Here is a 20,199-nt window from a genome sequence, read left to right as displayed (position 1 = left end):
GCTGGCCCGAACGCCCGTGTGACCGAATTGGTTACACGCCCGACACAAAAATTCGCGCATCCCCGACGGCAGGCGCGCGGTGCCCTACCCTAGCCAAACACCGGGCGCTTTGGCATCATCGGTTGATTCCGCCTGTTGAAAGATCCGTCATGCCAGATCTCACCCGCCGCTCGGCGATCGCCGCCGCCAGTCTCGCCACGTTCGCCGCCGCCCTGCCCGCTTTGGCCCAGGCTCCCGCCGGCGGCGGCGCGGCCTGGGATCTGACCGACCTGTTCCCCGATGACGCCGCGTGGGACGCGGCGCGCCGGCAGGCGCTCGCCGAACTTCCGGGCTTCGCCAAGTTCAAGGGCACGCTCGGCACCAGCGCCGACGCGCTGGCGGCGGCGCTATCGGAACAGACCAAGCTCGATCGCATGATCTCGCGCATCTACACCTATGCCAGCCTCAAGGCCGATGCCGATCTGCGCGTCTCCGCCAATCAGGAGAAGGAGGCGCTCGCGACCGACCTCTACACCGCGTTCGGCGAGGCCACGTCATGGGTCGCGCCGGAAATCCTCGGCGTCGGCAAGGCGCGGATCGACCAGTTCGTCGCCGCCAACGCGACGCTCAAACAGCATTTCGACTTCCAGCTCGCCGACGTGCTGCGCCAGGCCGAGCACACGCTGTCGCCCGAGGGCGAAGTGCTGCTCGCCGCCACCGCCGCCCCGTTCAGCGGCCCGCGTGACATCCGCGAGCAACTCGTCGCCTCCGACATCCCGTGGCCGACCGTCACGCTCTCGACCGGCAAGGCGGTGCGGCTCGACGACCAAGCCTATACGCTCAACCGCGATGCGCCCAACCGCACCGACCGCAAACTGGTGTTCGACACCTTCTGGGCGCAATATGGCAAGTTCCAGGCGTCGCTCGGCACCGCCTACCTCAGCCATGTGAAGGCCGACGTCTTCGCCAAGAAGGCGCGCAAATATCCGACCTCGCTGGCGATGGCGCTGTCGGGCGGCAACGTCCCCGAGGCGGTGTACCGCGCTCTGGTGCGCGAGACCAACGCCGGCCTGCCCCAGCTCCACCGCTATTTCGAGCTGCGGCGCAAGCTGCTCAGGCTGCCCGACATGGCCTATTACGACATCTATCCGCCGCTGGTGCAACTCGACCGGAAGGTCACCGTGCCCGAGATGCGCGCCACCACGATCGAGGCGCTGCGGCCGCTCGGCCCGGAATATGGCGCGCTCTTCGCCGAGGCGACCGCGAAGAAATGGATGGACCCGCTACCGCGCCCCGGCAAGAAATCCGGCGCGTACATGAACCCCGGCGCGGCGTTCGACGTGCATCCCTATCTACTGCTCAACCTCGGCGAGAATTACGAGGGGATGACGACCTACGCGCACGAATGGGGCCATGCGATGCACACGCTGCTCGCCAACAAGAACAACGTGTATGAGAAGACCAACTACCCGATCTTCCTCGCCGAGATCGCCTCGACCTGCAACGAACAGCTCCTCGCCGCCTATATGGTCGCGCGCGCCAAGACCAAGCAGGAGAAGCTGTTCTACCTCGGCCAGCAGCTCGAATCGATCCGCGGCACCTTCTACCGGCAGGCGATGTTCGGCGAGTTCGAACTGCTCGTCCACGACAAGGCCGAGGCGGGCGAAGGTCTGTCGGGCGAGACGCTGACCAAGCTCTATCTCGATCTGCTGCGCCGCTACCACGGCCCGAACGTCGCGATCGCCGACACCTATGGCTCGGAATGGGCGTATATCCCGCATTTCTATACGAGCTTCTACGTCTACCAATATGCCACCTCGATCTCGGCGGCGTCCTATTTCGCGCGATCGATCCTCACGGGCGGCGCCAAGGAGCGCGAGACCTATCTGAACGTGCTCAAATCCGGCGGATCGGACTATGCGGTCGATATCCTCAAGCGCGCCGGGCTCGATATGGCGAGCGCGACGCCGTATCAGGCGATCATCGCCACCTTCAAGGATACGCTCGATCAGTGCGAGGCGCTGATGGCGTGACCGTTCGCCGCGCATAGCGCCGTCGGAGCAGGCGCAGCCGGGGCCGCATCGCCCGGCGCGTCTCGATCATCGGCAGCATCGTCACCAGCAGCAGCCAGCCCGGCGCGAAGCAGGCGTTCACCTCCGAAACGCTCTCGACGATCATCGCCGCCAGCAATGCGGCGAGCAAGGTCTGCGCCGAGGATGCGCGCCGGCTGAACAGCACCGAGAGCATGCCCCCGCCGGCCCACAGCGCGAACAGCACCACCGCGCCCCAGCCGAGTTCGAGCGCGAGGTTGAGATAGCCGCTCTGCACGCTGAGGTTGATCGCGCGGTGCATCCGCTTCTGCAATTCGATCGACACCCGCGATCCGCCGCCGGAGCCATAGCCGGTGCCGAGCGGGCGCTCGACCGTCAGCGGCATCGCCTGCGCCCACATCGCCGCGCGTCCGCTCATGGTCGTGTCGCGCCCCAGCGCCTTCCCCGTGACGCCGGGCTGGAGCAGCAGCACGCCGCCCAGCACGCCCGCGACAGTGATCGCGCCGCTCCGCCACAGCGTCCGCACCGCGCCGTTGCGGATCGGCAGCAACGCGATACCCGCGACGATGCCGGCGGCGGCGGCGATGTCCGCCGTCGCGGAATTGGCGAAGAACAGCGCGACCAGATCCACCGCCACCATCGCCACGATCGCCGCGACCGGCAGCTTGAGGCTGGCGGGCGCGAACAGCGCGATCAGCAGATGGACGGTGAGGAACGGCGCGAAGCTGTTCTTGTGCGCGAACAGCCCGCGCCAGCGCCCCGCGTGCATCCCGCCCATCACCGCATGCGGATCACCCGTCGCGGCGAGCGCGACCGACAGCAGGATCAGCGCCGCGCTCACCAGCCAGACCAGCCGCAGCGCGCGCGCGAAACCGAGCAACCGGTGCGCCAGCATCGCCGCGGCGAGCAGGAGGGTCAAATGGGTGAGCGCGAACAGCACGGTGCCGACGGTACTCGCCCACAACACCGATGCGAAGGCGAGCACCCAGAACAGGCACAAGGCCCCGCCAAGCGATCGCGGCGGATCGCGCAGCGCCGGCAGATACATGCCGACCAGCGCCAGCGCGGCCAGCAACCCGGCCTTGCCGCTGAACACGCCGATCGCGGGATCGCCGCCGGCATCCGCGACGACCTGCGAATCCGCCGTCGACCAGGTCACACCCGAAAAGACCAGCAAGACGAACAGGAAGACAGGAACATATGTCGCTGAAATCGTGACGACCGATCGGACGCTTCGTGACTGCGGCGGAACATGACGCCAATAAGACAACAGCCGCGCGGATCGCCCGGGCAGGCGCCACGGCGCTGGCATCACGCCGGCGGCGGACCGCGTGGGCCGGTCAGCTACTCGGACGCGAAGAAGCCATGGCATGCGGCATCATTGGCTAAGCGATGATATCGCGTTTCGCTATCGCTTTTTTGGCCCGCGTGCTTCACACGGACCATCGGGGGTAAAGGAACGTACAAGCGGCACCGGTCGCACACGTGCTTCGACTTGGCTCGGGGTCGCAGGTATTCATGGAATCGTTCCGAAACCAGCGACGGGACCGCCGACATCGCGCGAACGGGGGGAGCGCCTTTGAAGATCGCGTTCTTCTACGAAGGGCTGAGGCCGGGCGGCGTCGAGCATATGATCGCCAACCTTTCGCACGCACTCGTCGCGCGCGGGCATGAGCTGACGCTGATCCTCGCCGGCGCGCCGGGTCCGAACGACTATCCGGTCGCGCCCGGCGTGACGATCCACTGGCTGCGCCATCCGGCCAACAGCGCGCGCGGCACGATTCCCGCGCTCGCCCGGCTGCTACGCACCGGCCGCTACGATATCGTGCTGAGCGCGATGCCCCAGTTCAACAACGCCGCGGTGATCGCGCGGCTCCTGTCGGGCACGCGCGCGCGCAACGTGTTGACCGAGCGCACCAATCCGCAGGCCGATTATGCGCGGCTGGCCGGGTGGAAACAGAAGGCGTGGCACAGGGCCGCGATCTTCACCTACCGGCGCGCCGACGCGATCGTCGCGGTATCGCACGGGCTCGCCGATTCGCTCGCCCGCTTCGCCCGGATCGAGCGCGAACGCATCAGCGTGATCTACAATCCGGCCCACCGCCCGCCGGTCGATGGCGCCACGGCCGCGCATCCGTGGACCGGCGACGGCGCCGGGCCGGTGATCGTCGCCGCCGGGCGGCTGGTCGAACAGAAGGATTTCGCGACCCTGCTGCGCGCGCTGTCGCTGAGCGGACAGCGCGGGCTCCGCGCGGTGATCTTCGGCGACGGGCCGCTCCGCGCCGAACTGGAGGCGCTGGCCGCGACCCTCGGAGTGGCCGGACGCGTCGCGCTGCCCGGATTCGTGCCCGACATCACCCCGTCGATCGCCGCCGCCGGCTTCTTCGTGCTGAGTTCGGCGTGGGAGGGGTTCGGCAACGTGCTGGTCGAGGCGCTCGGCGCGGGCGCGAGCATCGTCACCACCGATTGTCCCGATGGCCCGCGCGAGATCGTCGCGGGCGGACGGTTCGGCGCGCTGGTACCGGTCGGCGACGTGGCTGCGATGGCGCAGGCGATCGACGCGATGCTGCGCGCGCCGGCGCCGCGCGACCGCCAGATCGCCCGCGCGCGCGACTTTTCGGTCGAGACCGCGTGCGACCGGTACGAGGCGGTGTTCCGCCGCGTACTCGACGCATGAGCGGCGCGCGCGGATCGGTCCGCTGGACCGCGACGGGCAACATCCTGCGCGCGGTGCTGGCGACGGTGCAATTGCTGATCGTCGCGCGGCTGCTCGGCGTCGCCGATTTCGGGCTGGTCGTCCTGATGATGTCGCTGCTGCAACTCGCGCAAAGCCTGTGCGACGCGGGACTGTCGAGCGCGCTGATCCGCTTCCGCGACGTGAGCGCGGACGAGACATCCTCGCTCTATTGGCTCAACGTCATGGTCGGCTTGGGCGTGGCGCTGGCCACGATCGCGGCGGCGCCCCTGCTCGCGCACCTGTACGCCGCCCCGCGCCTCACGCCGATGCTGTGGATCGCGAGCGGCATGTTCGTCGCCAACGGCTTCTACCTCCAGTTGCGTGTCCTCGCCGAACGCGATCTGCGCTTCGAAGCCGTCATCAAGGTCGAGGTCGCCGCCGCCGCAGTCGGCTTTCTGGTGGCGGTCGGCCTCGCCCTTGCGCGCGCCGGGCCATATTGCGTCGTCTGGGGGCAGCTCGCCACCTCGGCCAGCGCGCTTGGCCTGTCGTGGGTGTGGCTCGCGCGCGGCTGGCGGCCGGCGTGGCATTTCGCCTGGCGCGATGTCCGCCACTTCGTGCCGTATGGGCTGGATATGCTGCTGGTCAATCTGGCGATCTCGGTCACGGTCCAGCTCGATCTGCTGATCGCGGGCTTCGTCTTCCCCAAGCCGGTGTTCGGCAGTTTCGGCCAGCCGCGCGATCTCGCCCTGAAGATCATGACCGCGATCAATCCCGTCATCCTGCGGGTGGGCCTGCCGCTGATGGCGCGCGAACAGCATGATCCGCGGCGCGTCGGCGCGTTGTATCTGCGCGTGCTGCGCATGTCGGCTTCGGTCTGTTTCCCCGTCTATGCGGCGCTCGCCCTGTTCGGCGCCGATCTGTTGCCCTTGCTGCTCGGCGAACGCTGGCGCGGCGCGGGGCGGTTGCTGCCCTATGTCGCCGCGTGGTTCGCGCTGCGCGCCACGGTCAACCCGCTCGGCACCTATTTGTCCGCGCTCGGCAGGAGCCGGGCCGCGCTCTGGTATCAGCTCGGCTTCGCCGCGCTCGTCGCCAGCGCGGCCTATGCGGGGGCGATGGCCGGCCCGGTCGCGCTGTCGCTGGCGATGGCGGCGGTGTATTTCCTGTTCATGGAGATCGCGTGGATCGCGGTGCTCCGGCCGCTGTCGGCCGTGCGCTTCCTCGACTATCACCGCCAGATCGTCGCGCCCGCGCTTCCCGTGCTCGCGGCGCTCGGCCTGTTCTCACTCGCCCGGATGGCGCTCGGCAACGCCGCGCTGTCGCTCGTGCCCTGCGTCGCGGCCTTCCTCCTGCTCAGCCGCGCGTTCAACCGGCCGGGCGTCGAGGAGATCACGGCCCTGCTCGGTCGCGATCGGCGGATGCGCCCCGCATGAGCGCCGCCCGACGACGATTTGCGCTTGACGATCCGGCGCGTGCCGGGGATCAGTCCACGCCAATTCCCACGAGATCGGCGCCTTCATGATCGGCCAGTCCCTCACCACGGATCACGCGTTGCCCCGCGCCTGGCCGGCACCGCTCGCGCGCGGCCAGCGGCTGCTCGCCTCGGCGGGATCGAGGCCGTCGTTCTTCTACTGGGTCTATGTCCTGCTCATCATCACCAATATCGCCTCCCCCAAGGCCGGTATCGAGGTGTATGGCTACCCGCTGACCTTCGGCTATATGCTGCTCGCCGTGGTCGCGCCGATCGGGCTGATCGGCCTCGCCCGTCGCCCGACGCTGTCGGCCGCCGCGATCGGCAATTTCGTCGCCTATCTCGCGGTCGGCTTCATCGGCATCTACAAGACGATCCTGTACGGCGCCGCTCAATCCTCCGTCGTGCTCGCCGTCGCGCTGTTCATCGCCTTGCCGGCGATCATGCTGATCGCGCTGTGCGCGCACCTCGAATATCTCACCGAAAAGCAGATCGGCACGGTGCTCCGCTGGAGCATGCGGTTCGTGATCGTGTGGGGCCTGCTGAACTTCGTGATGTTCATCCTGTTCAAGCACATCATCGAAATCCGCTACATCACGATCAACGCCGGCGAACTTTCGAGCGTGTTCAACAAGAACAACCGCCGTGGCGCGCTGATGAAGCTCATCAGCACGTATAACAACGGCAACATCTTCGGCGCCTGCATGGTCATGCTCGCCCCGGTGTACATATATTTCGAGAAATCGCGCGCCTGGGTGATCGCGTTCCTGCTCTCGGTGGTGCTCAGCCTCAGCCGGTCGACCTGGTTCGGTCTCATCATGGTGGGCATGTTCATGGCGATGTCGGGCCAGGTCCGGCTGTCGCGATTCTCGTTCTGGATCGCCGCGTTCGCCTCGCTCGCGCTCGCCCTCTACATGATGGTCACGCTCGGCTGGTCGAGCGACTCGTTGTTCGACACCGATCTCGGCGGCCGTATCGAACAATGGACCACGCTGACGCTATCGCCGTTCGGCGAGAGCACGTTCCGCATCGCCGAGATCCTCTACGCCGGCCTGCTTCGCAGCTTCGGCGTGATCGGCTTCCTGATCGCGCTCGTCGCGCTGGTGTATCCGGTCGGTTACGCGCTCGGCCAGGCGTCGCGGCTTTCCACCCTGCGCCGCGCCGCGGCGGCGGGGTGCGCGGGATACCTGCTGGTCTCCTTCTTCGATGCCGCCTTCATCTATCCGCCGACGATCGTGATCTATCTGTTCGTCAGTTCGCTCGTGTATCGGCGCGGCTTCCGCCTGCCCTCGGGCGAGCCGTTGCGCGGCGTCCCCGCGCGCTGATCGCGCGATTATCGCCAGCCGGTGCTTGACGCGCCAGCGCCAAACGGGGAAGAGTGGAACTATAACAGCGCCGTAATGATGCTTCGCGCATGTCCTGATGCGCGATCCACGTGACGACGAAAAAGGAAGAGGAAAGCCACCCCGGTTCAAACGGCCGTTCCATATCCTTTTTGAAACGGCTATCGCCCGGATAACCTGCACTGCCCCTTCCTTTATTAGCATGAGAGTAGCGCAAATCCGAGTTTCGCCCAGAATTGCGTTGGTTGGGGGGCTACCAACCGTATGCGCGACCCGCGCGGAAATGGCTGAGGCCATGGCCCGCGATACCGCCATGGCGCGCTCGGGCGAACTTGCGGCGCCGCGTGTGATCGTGTCCTCGAACGGCTTCGTGATCGCGCTCTATCATCGCAGCGCGGCCTTCCGCGCGACGATGGACGCGGTCGACCTGATTGACGCCGACGGCATGCCGCTGGTGCTGTTCACGCGCGCCTTCTGGAAACATCCGCTGCCCGAGCGGCTCGCCACCACCGATTTCATCCATGACGCCGCCGCCAAGGCGGTCGAGACGGGGGTGAAATTCTATTTTCTCGGCGCCCGCCCCGGCATCGCCGCCGCCGCCGCCGAGACGCTGTGCGCGCAATATCCGGGGCTCCAGATCGTCGGCACCCGCCACGGCTATTTCACCGAGGCCGAGGAGGATGCGATCTGCGACGAGATCCGCGCCTCGGGCGCCGAAGTGCTGTGGGTCGGCATGGGCACGCCGCGCCAGGAGAGCTTCGCGATCCGCCGCCGCGCGCAATTGCAGGGGCTTGCGTGGATTCGCACCTGCGGCGGGCTGTTCGATCATGTCGGCGCGCATGTGCCGCGCGCGCCGATGTGGATGCAGAACGTCGGGCTCGAATGGCTGCACCGCACGATGATCGAGCCACGCCGGCTGGCACCACGCTACCTCTCGACCAATTTCTCGGCGCTATACTATCTGATCGCCAAGTCGCGCGAGCGGCCCTGAAGCGCCCTACAGCGCCGCCAGGTCGATCGGCTGGTGGCGATCGAGCGTCTCGCTCGCATCGGGCATCGGATATTTGAGGCCCGTCGCGCAGTTGAACAGCACCGCGCTCTCCTCCTCATCGATCAGCCCGAGCCGCAGCGCCTCGCGATAGGCCGCCAACGTCGCCCCGCCTTCGGGACAGAGCAGCAACCCGTCCTTGCGCGCGCACTCGTCCACCGCTTTCAGGATCGCCGGATCGCCCACCGCCATCGCCTGCCCGCCGCTTTCGCGCACCGCGCGCAGGATCAGGAAATCGCCGACCGCGCGCGGCACGCGAATACCCGCCGCCACGGTCGAGGCATCCTCCCAGCGCTCGGCATGCTCCTCGCCCGCCTCGAACGCGCGCACGATCGGCGCGCAGCCGCTCGCCTGCACCGCGAACATCTTCGGTCGCTCAGGCCCGATCCAGCCGAGCGCCTCCATCTCCGCGAAAGCCTTCCACATGCCGATCAGGCCGGTGCCGCCGCCGGTCGGATAGAAGATCGCGCGCGGAAGCGTCCAACGCAGTTGCGCGGCCAGTTCCAGCCCCATCGTCTTCTTGCCCTCGATCCGGTACGGCTCCTTGAGCGTCGAGAAATCGAACCACAGCCCCTCGGCCGCGCCCTTGGCGACGATCGCCCCGCAATCGTCGATCAGCCCGTTGACGCGGTACACGCGCGCACCCTGCATCGCGATCTCGCGCACGTTGATCTCGGGCGTGTCGTCCGGGCACAGCACGATCGTCTCGATCCCGCAGCGCGTCGCATAAGCGGCAAGCGCGGCGCCGGCATTGCCGTTGGTCGGCATCGCGATCTTCGTCACGCCAAGCGCCTTGGCCATCGACACCGCCATGACGAGCCCGCGCGCCTTGAACGAGCCCGTAGGCAGCCGCCCCTCGTCCTTGACGAGCACGTTCGGCCCGCCCGATTTCGGGATCGGCACCAGCGGCGTCTCGATCTCGCCGAGGCTGACCACGTCGCGGCTATGCCGCACCGGCAGCAGCTCGCGCCACCGCCACAGATCGGCCGGCCGCGCCTCGATCATCGCGCGCGGCACCGCGGCGCGCACCGCGTCGAGATCATAGCGCACCAGCAGCGGCCTGCCGACGCGCGACAGATTGTGGAGCTGATCGGCCTCGTAACGCTCGCCGGTCATCGAACATTCGAGATGCGTGACGAAGGTCGGCCGCTCGGCGACGATATTGGGGTTCGGGTTCACCACCGGCCGCCGGCCTCCTCGATCGCCTTCAGCAGAGTGCGCTTGCTGGCGGTACGGCGCAGGCCGGAGTTGCGGGGGAGTTCGGTGATGCCCGTTTCGGCGCGCCGGCGCTCAATATCGCGAACGAAGTCCTCAAGCGGGACCGGTTGGGATGTCTTCGATACCATGTTCGCCAATCGTTTCTTCGCGTATCCTGCGGTCGAGATAGGCGCGATCCGCATCGCTGTGAAGCGCAAGCAGACGCTGTGCCTGCGCAAGCATTTCAGGTGCGCTGCCCGAGGCGAATTGGCCCATCCGATCGGCGATCATATCCTCGACGGAAATGATCGACGCGATGCCATCGCTGCCCAGATCGATGAGAACGATTCTATCGCGGTCGGCAAGACCATCAAGTACAGTACTTGCGACGACTTCGAAGCCCAGCTTCAGCTCGGGATGAACCCATCCCCGCAAGGCGACGCCCGCCCCAGACGGCTTCACGAAACCCAACGAGCGAAGTGCCTGCTCGAACGGCTCCTGCCGTGCGGTCGATATATCAAAATCGCCGGTGGTGAGCGCGCTCAACGAATAGAGTTCGACAGCGGCCCCGCCAACCAGCACAGGAGCCTCAAAACCTTGGCTCTTCATGATCGTCGTGGCCCGCGCGAACAAGCGCAAAGCTATCTCGAACTCGACGCGCAGGCCGCTCAGCGTGCCACTCCCAAGATCTCAGCGATCCCAAGAACCGCAGCCGACACCATCAGGAAGGCTGCGGCTACGACTACGGGCGCAAAGGTGTAAGCGAGCGCGACTAATCTAAGGCTGCGGGTGAAGCCCGGCAAAAACAGAAACCACACAAAGACGATCGGGAACGCGATCAACCCCAGCATCAACGGAGCGCGGACGACCCGCGGCTCCACCGACGCCGGGGCGACGCTTTCACTCACCCCGCCTTCGCCACCGCCACCAGCGCCGGCCGCAGCAGCCGCTCCTTGATGACATAGCCCGCCTGCATCTCCTGCACGACGGTGCCCGGTTCCTTGTCGCTGGGCATTTCCAGCATCGCCTGGTGGAAGTTCGGATCGAGCTTCTCGCCGAGCGCGACGATCTTCTTGATGCCGTGCCGCTGGAACACCGCTTCCAGCTCGCGACCGGTCGCCTCCAGCCCGGTCACCAGCGCCTTGAACTTGTCGTCCTCGCGCAGCTCCGCCGGGATCGCGCTCAGGCCGCGTTCCAGATTGTCCGCCACCGACAGCAGATCGCGCGCGAACGCGGTCGCGGCATAGGCGCGCGCGTCGGCGGCTTCCTTCTCGGCGCGGCGGCGCATGTTCTGCGCCTCGGCATGCGCGTAGAGCACCGCCTTCTTCGCCTCGGCGAGCTCCGTCTCGAGCGCGCTGGTGCGATCATGCTCGGCCACCTCGGGCGCCGCCTCGGCGGTTTCCTCGCGCAGGTCGCCCTCGGCAGGTACGGTGTCGATCTTGTCGTCGTCGGTCATCATCATTCAGTCCCGGTTCTCTAACCCATGAGCCGCGCCAGCGTCGCGGCAGTGAAATCAACCATGGGGACAACGCGCGCATAGTTCAACCGGGTGGGTCCGATCACGCCGACCACCCCCACCACGCGCCCGTCCAATCCCCTGAACGGCTTGGCGATCACCGACGATCCGGACAGCGAAAACAACTTGTTCTCCGCGCCGATGAAGATCCGTGTCGCATCGCCCGCGCTCGCGCTGTCGAGCAGCCGCGCGATCTCCTGCTTGCCTTCGAGATCGTCGAGCAGATCGCTGATCCGGTCGAGATCGGCGGCGGCGGCGGCGTCGATCAGCCGCCCCTGCCCGCGCACGATCAGCACCGGGCGGCGGTCGCCATCCTCGCTCCACACCGCCAGCCCGCGCTCGATCAGCGCGCGCGCCGCGCTGTCGACCAGCGCACGCTCCTCGGCCATCTCGCGCTCGATGCGCGCGCGAGCCTCGGCGAGTGTCAGCCCGCCGAGCGTCGCCGTCATGTAATTGCCCGCCTCGATCAGCGCAGGCACGCTCACCCCCGGCGGCAGATCGACCACGCGGTTCTCGACCGATCCGTCACCGCCGACCAGCACCGCCAAAGCCTTATCAGCGGAGAGCGGCACGAAACTCATCTGGCGCAGCACGAACTCGCGCTTGGGCACCATCACCAGCCCGGCGCATGCCGACAGGCCCGAGAGCGCAGCGGTGGTCGCCGCCAGCGCCTCCTCGACCGGCCCGGCCTGCTGCACCTGCGATTCGATCGCGGCACGCTCCTCCACCGAAGGCTCCATCGCGTGCATCATGCCATCGACGAACAGCCGCAGCCCGATCTCGGTCGGCATCCGCCCGGCGCTGGTGTGCGGCGCGGCGAGCAGCCCGAGTTCCTCCAGATCCTGCATCACGTTGCGGATCGAGGCCGGCGACAGGTTCAGCCCGGAAAGATGCGCGATCGTGCGCGAGCCGATCGGCGCGCCGGTGGCCAGATAGCTTTCCACCACCACGCGAAACACGTCGCGGGCGCGATCGTTGAGGTCGGTGACGGGTGGCGCGTGCATGGCGTTTATCTAGGCTGGCGTGCACGCAAGTGAAAGACTAGTCACCCCGCGACGCTTATCACGAAGGACATTCCCATGCGCCCATCCGGCCGCACCCCCGATCAAATGCGCGAGATCACGATCACGCCGCGCTTCACCAAACATGCGGAAGGATCGGTGCTGATCGGCTTCGGCGAGACCAAGGTGCTCGTCACCGCCTCGGTCGAGGAAAAGGTGCCGCCGTTCCTGCGCGGCAAGGGCGAAGGCTGGGTGACGGCCGAATACGGCATGCTGCCCCGCGCCACCCACACGCGCGGCAGCCGCGAGGCCGCCAAGGGCAAGCAATCGGGCCGCACGCAGGAAATCCAGCGGCTGATCGGCCGCAGCTTGCGCGCGGTGACCGATCTCAAGCTGCTGGGTGAGCGCCAGATCGTGCTCGATTGCGACGTTATCCAGGCGGACGGCGGCACGCGCACTGCGTCGATCTCGGGCGCGTGGGTGGCGCTGCGGCTCGCGATCGACGGGCTGATGGCGCAGGGCAAGCTCACCGCCGATCCACTGACGCAGAAGGTCGCGGCGATCTCGTGCGGCATCTACAATGGCACGCCGGTGCTCGATCTCGATTACGATGAGGATTCGAACGCCGACGCGGATGCCAATTTCGTGCTGCTCGAAAACGGCAACATCGCCGAGGCGCAGGCCACCGCCGAGGGCGCGACCTATGACGAGGAAGCTTTGCTCCGCCTGCTCCGCCTCGCCCGCATCGGCTGCACCGACATCTTCGCCGCGCAGGCCAAGGCCGTGGCGAAGTGACCGAGGAGGTGGTGCCGCAGGCGATCCGCAAGCTCGCCCCCGGCAAGCTCGTCATCGCCAGCCATAACGAGGGCAAGGTCCGCGAAATCCGCGCCTTGCTCGCGCCATATGGCGTTGAGGCGGTCTCGGCCAAAGACCTCGACCTGCCCGAGCCCGAGGAGACCGGCACCACCTTCGTCGCCAATGCCGAACTGAAGGCGCTCGCCGCCGCCGACCTATCGGGCCTGCCCGCGCTCGCCGACGACAGCGGGCTGTGCGTCGATGCGCTAGGCGGCGAGCCCGGCGTCTATACCGCCGATTGGGCCGAAACGCCGACCGGCCGCGACTGGGGGCTGGCGATGCGCAAGGTCGAGGATGCGCTGGCGGCGAAAGGCCCCGACGCCTCGCGCGATGCCCACTTCGTCTGCACGCTCGCGCTGGCCTGGCCCGACGGCCACGTCCAATGGTTCGAAGGCCGCGCCGAGGGCCATCTGACCTGGCCGCCACGCGGCACGATCGGCTTCGGCTATGATCCGGTGTTCGTGCCGTTCGGCCGCGACGAGACTTTCGCCGAACTGCCGGCTGAGGAAAAGGCCGCGCTCAGCCACCGCACGGCGGCGTTCCGGCAACTGGTCGACGCGGTGTTCTGAGGTCGGGGCGGCAGGCGTCACTTCTCGGTAAAGCGCTTCACTTTCACCGGCAGATCCTTGCCCTTGGTGCGACGCGACGGGATCTGCACCGGATGCTTCTTCTTCCACTCGGCGAACGACATCGGCCCATCGGGCGTGTCGATCATCATATCGTCGGTACTCATGAAGGCGGCTCCCGCTCTGACTGTCCGGGGATCGCATGGCGCGCAGCCAACACAATCCCGACCCGACACACATAACGCGGGAATTGGACTTCCGCCCCCAGGTTTCCAAGCGCTCCTCCCGTACCGCCGGTCCAATCCGCAGCCCGTTTGGCCGACACACGCTTTCGATGCGTATGTCATTGGCGTGCCTTACGATATTGCTATCCTCCCGGCACCGACATCGATTCGGAGCGCGCCATGTTCGTTTCGCTTCCCCCGCCACCGGTTCAAAATGTGGTGCGTGAGTCAGCCCAGCGGCCGGGCGACATCGTCCGTCTCGCCCCCGGCAAGATCCTCTGCGCCGGCGAGCCGGTGACACCGGTACATCTCGAGACGCCCTTCACCACGAGTGTGCTGCGCAACCGGGAAGCGGCGACACAAGCGGCGCCCTATGCGCTGCGCTTCGCGATCGATGCGGACGGGCGGGCGGTGGACATCCAGGTCGATCCGCATCCCTTTCCCGGCTTCTACATCGACACCGATGACCTGGCGCCCGCGCTCGCCGCCTCGCGCTTCGCGGCGGGCATGCCGCGGCAGACCTGCAGCATCGCCTATACCGCGGAGTTCGTGCCGATAACCGACGCACCGCTCGCGCTGCTGTATGAAACGGCGAGCGCGCCGGTTCCGGGAATCGCGACCCGGGAAATCTACGAGAGGCTTAACGCTGACGGGGATTGCGCGCGCGGGCCGGGCTCGCCGCGTCGGCTAAACTACCCGAATTTCGAGACGATCGCGCAGGCGCCAGGCACGCGATCCTGGTCGTTTCTGCGCTTCGATGTCGATGCGGCCGGTCACACGCGCAACGTCCACGTGGTTGGCGCGTCGGGAAGCGCCGCGCTCGACGTGGCGAGCGTCAGGGCGCTGCGCGGCAACCTGTATGCGCCGGGGAAGGCGCTGCACGGCTGCACGTTCCACTTCTACCGGCTTGGCAACCAGCCGATCGCGGCGCCATCGATCCCGGCGGATGCGCCCAAAGATAGCGGTGCGCTCCCGGCCTGCGCGATCGACCCCAAAACGGTTCGGCCGCTATACACCGGCGAGGCCTATCCCCGTCCGTTCGCCGCCCGGCGCATCGAAGGCTATGCGATTATCGGCTTCGACACCGCGCCGTGGGGGGCGGTCGGTAACGTTCGGGTGCTCGCTGCCGAACCGGCCGCGACCTTCGGCAGCGCCGCGTCGCGGGTGATCTCCAGCGGCAGCGTGGCGGAGAGCGACGTCGGACATCGCGGCTGCGTAATCCGCGTCCAGTTCAGGCTGCCGCAGGCGACGCCGGCCGAGTGATCGCCGCGCTCCGTCAAAACGCGCGCTCACCCACCACATTTCCCGGCGGGGTATAGCGGCAGACCAGATAGTCGTCGCGTTCGTTGCTCGCCAGCGCGCAGCCGAACCGAGTCGTGTTGCGCCACACGAGCTGCGTGTAATGCGCGACATCCTCCCATCTGCCGGTGGTGCTGAAATCGGGCGTCACGCCATTGCGGAAGAAGCGTTTCTCATCGACGAACCCGCCGACCATCTCGTCATAGCGATACGCGCCGCGCGTGCCGGTCCACAGGTTCTCGCCCTCGCGCCCCGGCCCCATCGGTTGCTCAGCATGTTCGAAGCGATGTTCGGCGGCGAGCGTGCGCGCATAGCCGAGCGCATGCGCCGCGAGCGTGTCGTCCCACACCAGCGGCGCGACGCCGACCGCCCCGCGCGCGCGATTGTGCCCGTCGAGCATCGCCTGCCGGAGCAGGCTCAGCCCGCGCGCCGGCTGCTCCTTCAGGCGTGGCTCGACGATGCGCGGCGGCCCCGACGGCGAACACGCCGCGAGCACCAGCGCGAGCAACACAATGATCCGCATCTTTCCACGTCCTCCGCGGGCGCGCATAGGCGCCCATATGACCGCCGACCCAACGCCGCCGCTCGCCCTATATGTCCATTGGCCGTTCTGCGTCTCGAAATGTCCGTACTGCGATTTCAACAGCCATGTCCGCGAGAGTGTCGATCAACTCGCCTGGCGCGACGCCCTGCTCGCCGATCTCGCCCATGAGGCGCGCGCGCTGCCGGGGCGGCGGCTCGGTTCGATCTTCTTCGGCGGCGGCACGCCCTCGCTGATGCCGCCCGCGACGGTGGCGGCGATCCTCGCGGCGGCCGAGCGCGCGTGGGGCTTCGCCGACGCTATCGAGATCACGCTCGAGGCCAACCCGTCCTCGGTCGAGGCGGCGCGCTTCGCCGATCTCGCGGCGGCTGGGGTCAACCGCGTGTCGCTCGGATTGCAGGCGCTCGACGACGCGGCGTTGCGCTTCCTCGGCCGCGCACACGGCGTCGACGAGGGACTCGCCGCACTGGCGACCGCGCAGGCCGCGTTCGGGCGAGTCAGCTTCGACCTGATCTACGCCCGCCCCGGCCAGAGCCTCGCGGCGTGGGAGGCGGAGCTGCGCCGCGCGATCGGCTTCGGCACCGAGCATCTGTCGCTCTACCAGCTCACCATCGAACCCGGCACGCGCTTCGCGACCGAGGCGGCGGCGGGGCGGCTGACGATCCCCGACGAGGATAGCGCCGCCGACCTGTTCGAGACCACCCGCACGATCGCGGCGGCGGCTGGTTTGCCGGCGTATGAAATCTCGAATCATGCGCGGCCCGGCGCGGAGAGCCGCCACAACCTGGCCTATTGGCGCTACCAGGACTACGCCGGGATCGGCCCCGGCGCGCACGGCCGCCGCGCCGGCCTAGCCACCGCGCGCCACAAGAAGCCCGAGAACTGGCTTGGGGCTGTCGCGCGCAACGGCCACGGCGCGCAGATCGAAGACGCGCTCGCGCCGAGCGAGCGCGCCAAGGAAGCGCTGCTGATGGGGTTGCGGCTGCGCGAGGGCATCGACCTCGCGCGGGTCGCGCAGATCGGCGCGGCACCGATCGCCGACCTGATCGACGAACCCGCGACCGCGCGGCTGGCGGCGCAAGGCTTGGTCACGCGCGACCGGGACCGGCTTGTCGTCAACGAGACCGGGATGCTGCTGCTCGACGCGATCCTCGCCGCGATCGTGCGCGCCTGACGCCAGCCGTCAGGCGCGCGCGCTCTCGATCACGCCGTCCGAATTGTAGCGCAGCGCCTTTAACACCGACTCGACGATCGCATCGGCATCGAGCCCGGCCTGGGCATATTGCACCTCGGGCTTGTCCTGATCCTGGAAGACGTCGGGCAAACGCAGCGTGCGCAGCTTGAGTCCGGCGTCGATCAGCCCGTTGTCCGAGGCGAAGGTCAGCACATGCGCGCCGAACCCGCCGACCGCGCCCTCCTCGATCGTGATCGCGACCTCGTGCGTGGTCAGCAGCTTGCGGATCAGCGCCTCGTCGAGTGGCTTGGCAAAGCGGAGATCGGCGACGGTGGTCGACAGACCGCGCGCATCGAGCGCGTCCGCCGCCTTGAGCGCCTCGCCGAGCCGCGTACCGAGCGACAGGATCGCGACCTTCTGCCCCTGCCGGACGATCCGGCCCTTGCCGATCTCGAGCACTTCGGGCGTCGCCGGCAGCGCGACGCCGACGCCGTTGCCGCGCGGATAGCGCACCGCGATCGGGCCGCTGTCATGCGCGACGGCGGTGTGGACCATATGGACCAGCTCGGCCTCGTCGGACGGCGCCATCACCACGAAATTCGGCAAGGTGGCGAGATACGACACGTCGAAGCTGCCGGCATGAGTCGCGCCGTCCGCCCCGACCAGACCGGCGCGATCGATCGCGAAGCGGACGGGCAGGTTCTGGATCGCCACGTCGTGCACGACCTGATCGTAGGCGCGCTGGAGGAAGGTCGAATAGATCGCGCAGAACGGCCGCATTCCCTGTGCGGCGAGACCCGCGGCGAAGGTGACGGCATGCTGCTCGGCGATGCCGACGTCGAAGAACCGCTCGGGATAGGCTTGCGCGAACTTGTCGAGCCCGGTGCCGGACGGCATCGCCGCGGTGATCGCGACGATGGTCGGGTCGGTCTTGGCCTCTTCGACGAGCGCCTGGCCGAATACGTTCTGATACTGCGGCGGCCCCGGCGGTGCCTTCGCCTGCGTGCCGGTGATCACGTCGAACCGCTGCACGCCGTGATATTTGTCGGGCGCGGCTTCGGCGGGCGCATAGCCCTTGCCCTTCTGGGTCACGACATGGACGAGGATCGGCCCCTTGTCGGCGTCGCGGACATTTTCGAGCACGGGGATGAGCTGGTCGAGATTGTGGCCATCGACCGGCCCGACATAATAGAAGCCGAGCTCCTCGAACAATGTGCCGCCCATCGCCATGCCGCGCGCGAACTCGTCGGTCTTCTTGAGGCTGGTCGCGAGCGGGCGCGGCAGCCGCTTGGCGACACGCTTGGCGAGATCGCGAAGCCCGAGGAATTCCTTGCTCGACGCGAGCCGCGCCAGATAGGCCGACAGCCCTCCAACCGGCGGCGCGATCGACATATCATTGTCGTTGAGGATCACGACGAGGCGGTTGCCGGCGGCTTCCGCGTTGTTCATCGCCTCATACGCCATGCCCGCCGACATCGCGCCATCGCCGATCACCGCGATCGCCTTGCCGGGCTGGTCGGCGATCTTGTTGGCGATCGCGAAGCCGAGGCTGGCCGAGATCGAGGTCGAGCTGTGCGCCGCGCCGAACGGATCATACTCGCTCTCGCTGCGCTTGGTGAAGCCCGACAGGCCACCGCCCATGCGCAGCGTGCGGATGCGATTGCGCCGCCCGGTGAGGATCTTGTGCGGGTAGCATTGATGCCCGACGTCCCACACCAGCCGGTCGCGCGGGGTGTCGAAGACATAGTGTATCGCCACGGTCAGCTCGACGACGCCCAGCCCCGAACCGAGGTGGCCACCGGTCACGCCGACAGCGGAAATGGTCTCCTGGCGCAGCTCGTCAGCGAGCTGAGCGAGGTCGGCGGGCGCGATCTTGCGGAGATCGGCGGGCGTGTCGACGGTGTCGAGAAGCGGCGTAGTGGAAGCGTCAACCATCGGCCGTCATTAGCGAAGCCGCGCGCGACTGTCGATTGTCGCGATCGTTTCTGATGCGACTTGACGGCGCCTGCGTTGCAATTGGACAACGCCTGCATGTCCGTTCTGTCACACCGCCTCGCCACAACCGACGACATCCCCGCGATCGCGGCGCTGATGGAACGCGCGATCGCCGCTCTGCAAAGCGACTTTCTGACGGCGGAACAGGTCGCGGCGAGCCGGCTAAGCATGGGGCTGGATACGCAGTTGGTCGAGGATGGCACCTATTTCGTCGTCATGGCGGGCGATCGACTCGCCGGCTGCGGCGGCTGGAGCTTTCGCGCTACTCTATATGGCGGCAACCACAGCGTTTCCTTGCGCGACGGCTCAACGCTCGATCCCGCGACGGATGCGGCCCGAATCCGGGCGATGTACACGGACCCTGATTTCGCGCGGCGCGGGATCGGTCGCATGATCCTGCGCATTTGCGAGGACGCCGCGCGGGACGCCGGCTTCTCGCGCGCGGAGATGATGGCGACGCTGGCAGGCGAGCCGCTCTACCACGCTTGCGGCTATGCCGTGATCGAACGCGTCGCGAGGATGAACGACAGCGGCGTGCCGGTGCCGGGCGCCCGGATGGGCAAGATGCTTTAGCCGCTGCAGCGCGCTTCGGTGCGGCGGCCTCCGCCACGTAGCGCCCGCCGCGAACCTGGATGCGGCTCAGCCGGCCGCGTCGCAGTCGGCACATTTGCCGCGCACTTCGATCACCGGGCGCTCGGGCGCGAAACCGGCCTTCTCCGCCGCGGAACGCACGCCGCTGGTGACACGGTCGTCGTCGAGATGCGTCGTCTGGCCGCAGGTGTCGCAGACGAGGAAGATGCAATCGTGCAGGCAGTCAGGATGCGCGTTGGCGATATAAGCGTTGGAACTCTCCACCCGCCGCGCGAGGTTGGCGGCGACGAACAGATCGAGAATCCGGTACACGCTGTTCGCAGCGACGCGCCGCCCTTCCGCCTTGGACACCGCCTCGGCGATGTCATAGGCGGATGCCGGCTTGTCGAACCCGGCGAGCGCGGCGAAGATATGCGCGCGCATCGTCGTCCATTGTTCGCCAGATCGCTCCAGCACGTCCTGTGCAGCACGGGCGAGATCGTCGCCATGCGGTTCCCGATGTTGATGAAGGCTCGCCATGCGCTGGAAATAAGCTTTCCGACCTTGGTGAGCAAGGCGCGCATCCTGGCGCGCTCCCGCCGCGGCCCGTCGACACCGCGATTCGGCCGGGTTGCGATTCGCCGCGTTGCAGTGCAGCATGATATCATCCAAAATGGAAATAAGCGTATCCGCAC

At 67.6% G+C, this 20,199-nt stretch carries 21 protein-coding genes; 10 read left to right on the top strand and 11 right to left on the bottom strand.

The window, feature by feature from the left end; all coding sequences use genetic code 11:
- Nucleotides 1–149: 149 nt before the first annotated feature.
- Nucleotides 150–2,012: a M3 family oligoendopeptidase gene (locus tag PX554_RS17350; RefSeq protein WP_275503810.1), complete on the top strand. Its 1,863-nt coding sequence runs from the start codon at nt 150–152 to the stop codon at nt 2,010–2,012.
- On the opposite strand, the gene PX554_RS17345 is transcribed toward PX554_RS17350, so the two are convergent.
- Nucleotides 1,972–3,189 (bottom strand): O-antigen ligase family protein, encoded by a 1,218-nt coding sequence (locus tag PX554_RS17345; RefSeq protein WP_275503809.1) that lies wholly within the window; start codon nt 3,187–3,189, stop codon nt 1,972–1,974. The two genes, PX554_RS17350 and PX554_RS17345, sit on opposite strands and share 41 nt — an antisense overlap.
- Before the next feature lie 420 nt (nt 3,190–3,609).
- On the opposite strand from PX554_RS17345, the gene PX554_RS17340 reads away from it, so the two are divergent.
- The 4 genes from PX554_RS17340 to PX554_RS17325 all read left to right on the top strand — a co-directional run bounded on the left by PX554_RS17340 (nt 3,610) and on the right by PX554_RS17325 (nt 8,509).
- Nucleotides 3,610–4,707, top strand: coding sequence for a glycosyltransferase (locus tag PX554_RS17340; RefSeq protein ID WP_275503808.1), 1,098 nt, complete (start codon nt 3,610–3,612; stop codon nt 4,705–4,707).
- Nucleotides 4,704–6,137 (top strand): lipopolysaccharide biosynthesis protein, encoded by a 1,434-nt coding sequence (locus tag PX554_RS17335; RefSeq protein ID WP_275503807.1) that lies wholly within the window; start codon nt 4,704–4,706, stop codon nt 6,135–6,137. Before PX554_RS17340 ends, PX554_RS17335 begins: the two co-directional genes overlap by 4 nt.
- Before the next feature lie 85 nt (nt 6,138–6,222).
- Nucleotides 6,223–7,500 carry a hypothetical protein gene (locus PX554_RS17330; RefSeq protein WP_093224634.1) on the top strand — a complete coding sequence of 426 codons (1,278 nt, stop codon included), beginning with the start codon at nt 6,223–6,225 and terminating at the stop codon, nt 7,498–7,500.
- A gap of 313 nt (nt 7,501–7,813) precedes the next feature.
- A complete protein-coding gene (locus PX554_RS17325; RefSeq protein ID WP_275503806.1) occupies nt 7,814–8,509 on the top strand; it encodes a WecB/TagA/CpsF family glycosyltransferase in 696 nt (231 codons plus the stop codon).
- 6 nt (nt 8,510–8,515) lie between these two features.
- Here the strand turns inward: PX554_RS17325 and PX554_RS17320 are convergent, their stop codons facing one another.
- Genes PX554_RS17320 through hrcA form a run of 6 tightly spaced genes read right to left on the bottom strand, consistent with a single transcriptional unit; the run spans nt 8,516 to nt 12,283 of the window.
- A complete protein-coding gene (locus PX554_RS17320; protein ID WP_256326235.1) occupies nt 8,516–9,745 on the bottom strand; it encodes a threonine synthase in 1,230 nt (409 codons plus the stop codon).
- A complete protein-coding gene (locus tag PX554_RS17315; protein ID WP_275503805.1) occupies nt 9,742–9,912 on the bottom strand; it encodes a hypothetical protein in 171 nt (56 codons plus the stop codon). The genes PX554_RS17320 and PX554_RS17315 overlap by 4 nt, the downstream gene beginning before the upstream one ends.
- Nucleotides 9,878–10,402, bottom strand: coding sequence for a hypothetical protein (locus tag PX554_RS17310; protein ID WP_275503804.1), 525 nt, complete (start codon nt 10,400–10,402; stop codon nt 9,878–9,880). The genes PX554_RS17315 and PX554_RS17310 overlap by 35 nt, the downstream gene beginning before the upstream one ends.
- A gap of 29 nt (nt 10,403–10,431) precedes the next feature.
- Nucleotides 10,432–10,671, bottom strand: a complete 240-nt coding sequence (locus PX554_RS17305) for a hypothetical protein (RefSeq protein ID WP_143023364.1) — start codon at nt 10,669–10,671, stop codon at nt 10,432–10,434.
- The gene (grpE, locus tag PX554_RS17300; protein WP_093224726.1) at nt 10,668–11,219 is read right to left on the bottom strand and encodes a nucleotide exchange factor GrpE; all 552 of its coding nucleotides are present in this window, start codon (nt 11,217–11,219) and stop codon (nt 10,668–10,670) included. Before grpE ends, PX554_RS17305 begins: the two co-directional genes overlap by 4 nt.
- Before the next feature lie 20 nt (nt 11,220–11,239).
- A complete protein-coding gene (gene hrcA / locus PX554_RS17295) occupies nt 11,240–12,283 on the bottom strand; it encodes a heat-inducible transcriptional repressor HrcA (protein WP_093224626.1) in 1,044 nt (347 codons plus the stop codon).
- 75 nt (nt 12,284–12,358) lie between these two features.
- Here hrcA and rph point away from each other — a divergent pair, with 75 nt between their 5' ends.
- Nucleotides 12,359–13,075 carry a ribonuclease PH gene (gene rph / locus PX554_RS17290; protein WP_093224624.1) on the top strand — a complete coding sequence of 239 codons (717 nt, stop codon included), beginning with the start codon at nt 12,359–12,361 and terminating at the stop codon, nt 13,073–13,075.
- A complete protein-coding gene (rdgB, locus tag PX554_RS17285) occupies nt 13,072–13,704 on the top strand; it encodes an RdgB/HAM1 family non-canonical purine NTP pyrophosphatase (protein WP_093224622.1) in 633 nt (210 codons plus the stop codon). The genes rph and rdgB overlap by 4 nt, the downstream gene beginning before the upstream one ends.
- Nucleotides 13,705–13,721: 17 nt before the next feature.
- Here rdgB and PX554_RS17280 read toward each other — a convergent pair whose 3' ends face one another.
- A complete protein-coding gene (locus tag PX554_RS17280; protein WP_176787171.1) occupies nt 13,722–13,868 on the bottom strand; it encodes a hypothetical protein in 147 nt (48 codons plus the stop codon).
- A gap of 237 nt (nt 13,869–14,105) precedes the next feature.
- Between PX554_RS17280 and PX554_RS17275 the strand changes: the two genes are divergently transcribed.
- Complete coding sequence (locus PX554_RS17275) at nt 14,106–15,188, top strand: energy transducer TonB (protein WP_275503803.1); 1,083 nt, start codon at nt 14,106–14,108, stop codon at nt 15,186–15,188.
- A gap of 13 nt (nt 15,189–15,201) precedes the next feature.
- On the opposite strand, the gene PX554_RS17270 is transcribed toward PX554_RS17275, so the two are convergent.
- On the bottom strand, nt 15,202–15,747 hold the full coding sequence (locus PX554_RS17270) for a CAP domain-containing protein (protein WP_093224618.1): 546 nt from the start codon (nt 15,745–15,747) through the stop codon (nt 15,202–15,204).
- 37 nt (nt 15,748–15,784) lie between these two features.
- On the opposite strand from PX554_RS17270, the gene hemW reads away from it, so the two are divergent.
- Nucleotides 15,785–16,939, top strand: a complete 1,155-nt coding sequence (hemW, locus tag PX554_RS17265) for a radical SAM family heme chaperone HemW (RefSeq protein WP_275503802.1) — start codon at nt 15,785–15,787, stop codon at nt 16,937–16,939.
- 9 nt (nt 16,940–16,948) lie between these two features.
- Here hemW and dxs read toward each other — a convergent pair whose 3' ends face one another.
- Nucleotides 16,949–18,874: a 1-deoxy-D-xylulose-5-phosphate synthase gene (gene dxs / locus PX554_RS17260; protein WP_093224616.1), complete on the bottom strand. Its 1,926-nt coding sequence runs from the start codon at nt 18,872–18,874 to the stop codon at nt 16,949–16,951.
- A 96-nt stretch (nt 18,875–18,970) separates the two neighbouring features.
- On the opposite strand from dxs, the gene PX554_RS17255 reads away from it, so the two are divergent.
- Nucleotides 18,971–19,507, top strand: coding sequence for a GNAT family N-acetyltransferase (locus tag PX554_RS17255; protein ID WP_275503801.1), 537 nt, complete (start codon nt 18,971–18,973; stop codon nt 19,505–19,507).
- 66 nt (nt 19,508–19,573) lie between these two features.
- On the opposite strand, the gene PX554_RS17250 is transcribed toward PX554_RS17255, so the two are convergent.
- Nucleotides 19,574–20,044 (bottom strand): Fur family transcriptional regulator, encoded by a 471-nt coding sequence (locus PX554_RS17250; protein ID WP_093224615.1) that lies wholly within the window; start codon nt 20,042–20,044, stop codon nt 19,574–19,576.
- Between the last annotated feature and the right edge of the window lie 155 nt (nt 20,045–20,199).

This window comes from Sphingomonas pollutisoli (assembly GCF_029167165.1).
Taxonomy (GTDB): Bacteria; Pseudomonadota; Alphaproteobacteria; order Sphingomonadales; family Sphingomonadaceae; genus Sphingomonas; species Sphingomonas pollutisoli.
The sequence above is the reverse complement of the archived record's forward strand: the minus strand, read 5'-3'. Positions and strand labels throughout refer to the sequence as shown.

What these genes read in the sequence shown, in the direction of transcription:
- PX554_RS17350 (WP_275503810.1), top strand. Translation starts at nt 150, where the DNA reads ATGCCAGATCTCACCCGCCGCTCGGCGATCGCCGCCGCCAGTCTCGCC.
- PX554_RS17335 (WP_275503807.1), top strand. Translation starts at nt 4,704, where the DNA reads ATGAGCGGCGCGCGCGGATCGGTCCGCTGGACCGCGACGGGCAACATC.
- PX554_RS17330 (WP_093224634.1), top strand. Translation starts at nt 6,223, where the DNA reads ATGATCGGCCAGTCCCTCACCACGGATCACGCGTTGCCCCGCGCCTGG.
- PX554_RS17325 (WP_275503806.1), top strand. Translation starts at nt 7,814, where the DNA reads ATGGCCCGCGATACCGCCATGGCGCGCTCGGGCGAACTTGCGGCGCCG.
- PX554_RS17315 (WP_275503805.1), bottom strand. Translation starts at nt 9,912, where the DNA reads ATGGTATCGAAGACATCCCAACCGGTCCCGCTTGAGGACTTCGTTCGC.
- grpE (WP_093224726.1), bottom strand. Translation starts at nt 11,219, where the DNA reads ATGACCGACGACGACAAGATCGACACCGTACCTGCCGAGGGCGACCTG.
- hrcA (WP_093224626.1), bottom strand. Translation starts at nt 12,283, where the DNA reads ATGCACGCGCCACCCGTCACCGACCTCAACGATCGCGCCCGCGACGTG.
- rph (WP_093224624.1), top strand. Translation starts at nt 12,359, where the DNA reads ATGCGCCCATCCGGCCGCACCCCCGATCAAATGCGCGAGATCACGATC.
- PX554_RS17280 (WP_176787171.1), bottom strand. Translation starts at nt 13,868, where the DNA reads ATGAGTACCGACGATATGATGATCGACACGCCCGATGGGCCGATGTCG.
- PX554_RS17275 (WP_275503803.1), top strand. Translation starts at nt 14,106, where the DNA reads ATGTTCGTTTCGCTTCCCCCGCCACCGGTTCAAAATGTGGTGCGTGAG.
- PX554_RS17270 (WP_093224618.1), bottom strand. Translation starts at nt 15,747, where the DNA reads ATGCGGATCATTGTGTTGCTCGCGCTGGTGCTCGCGGCGTGTTCGCCG.
- hemW (WP_275503802.1), top strand. Translation starts at nt 15,785, where the DNA reads ATGACCGCCGACCCAACGCCGCCGCTCGCCCTATATGTCCATTGGCCG.
- dxs (WP_093224616.1), bottom strand. Translation starts at nt 18,874, where the DNA reads ATGGTTGACGCTTCCACTACGCCGCTTCTCGACACCGTCGACACGCCC.
- PX554_RS17255 (WP_275503801.1), top strand. Translation starts at nt 18,971, where the DNA reads ATGTCCGTTCTGTCACACCGCCTCGCCACAACCGACGACATCCCCGCG.
- PX554_RS17250 (WP_093224615.1), bottom strand. Translation starts at nt 20,044, where the DNA reads ATGGCGAGCCTTCATCAACATCGGGAACCGCATGGCGACGATCTCGCC.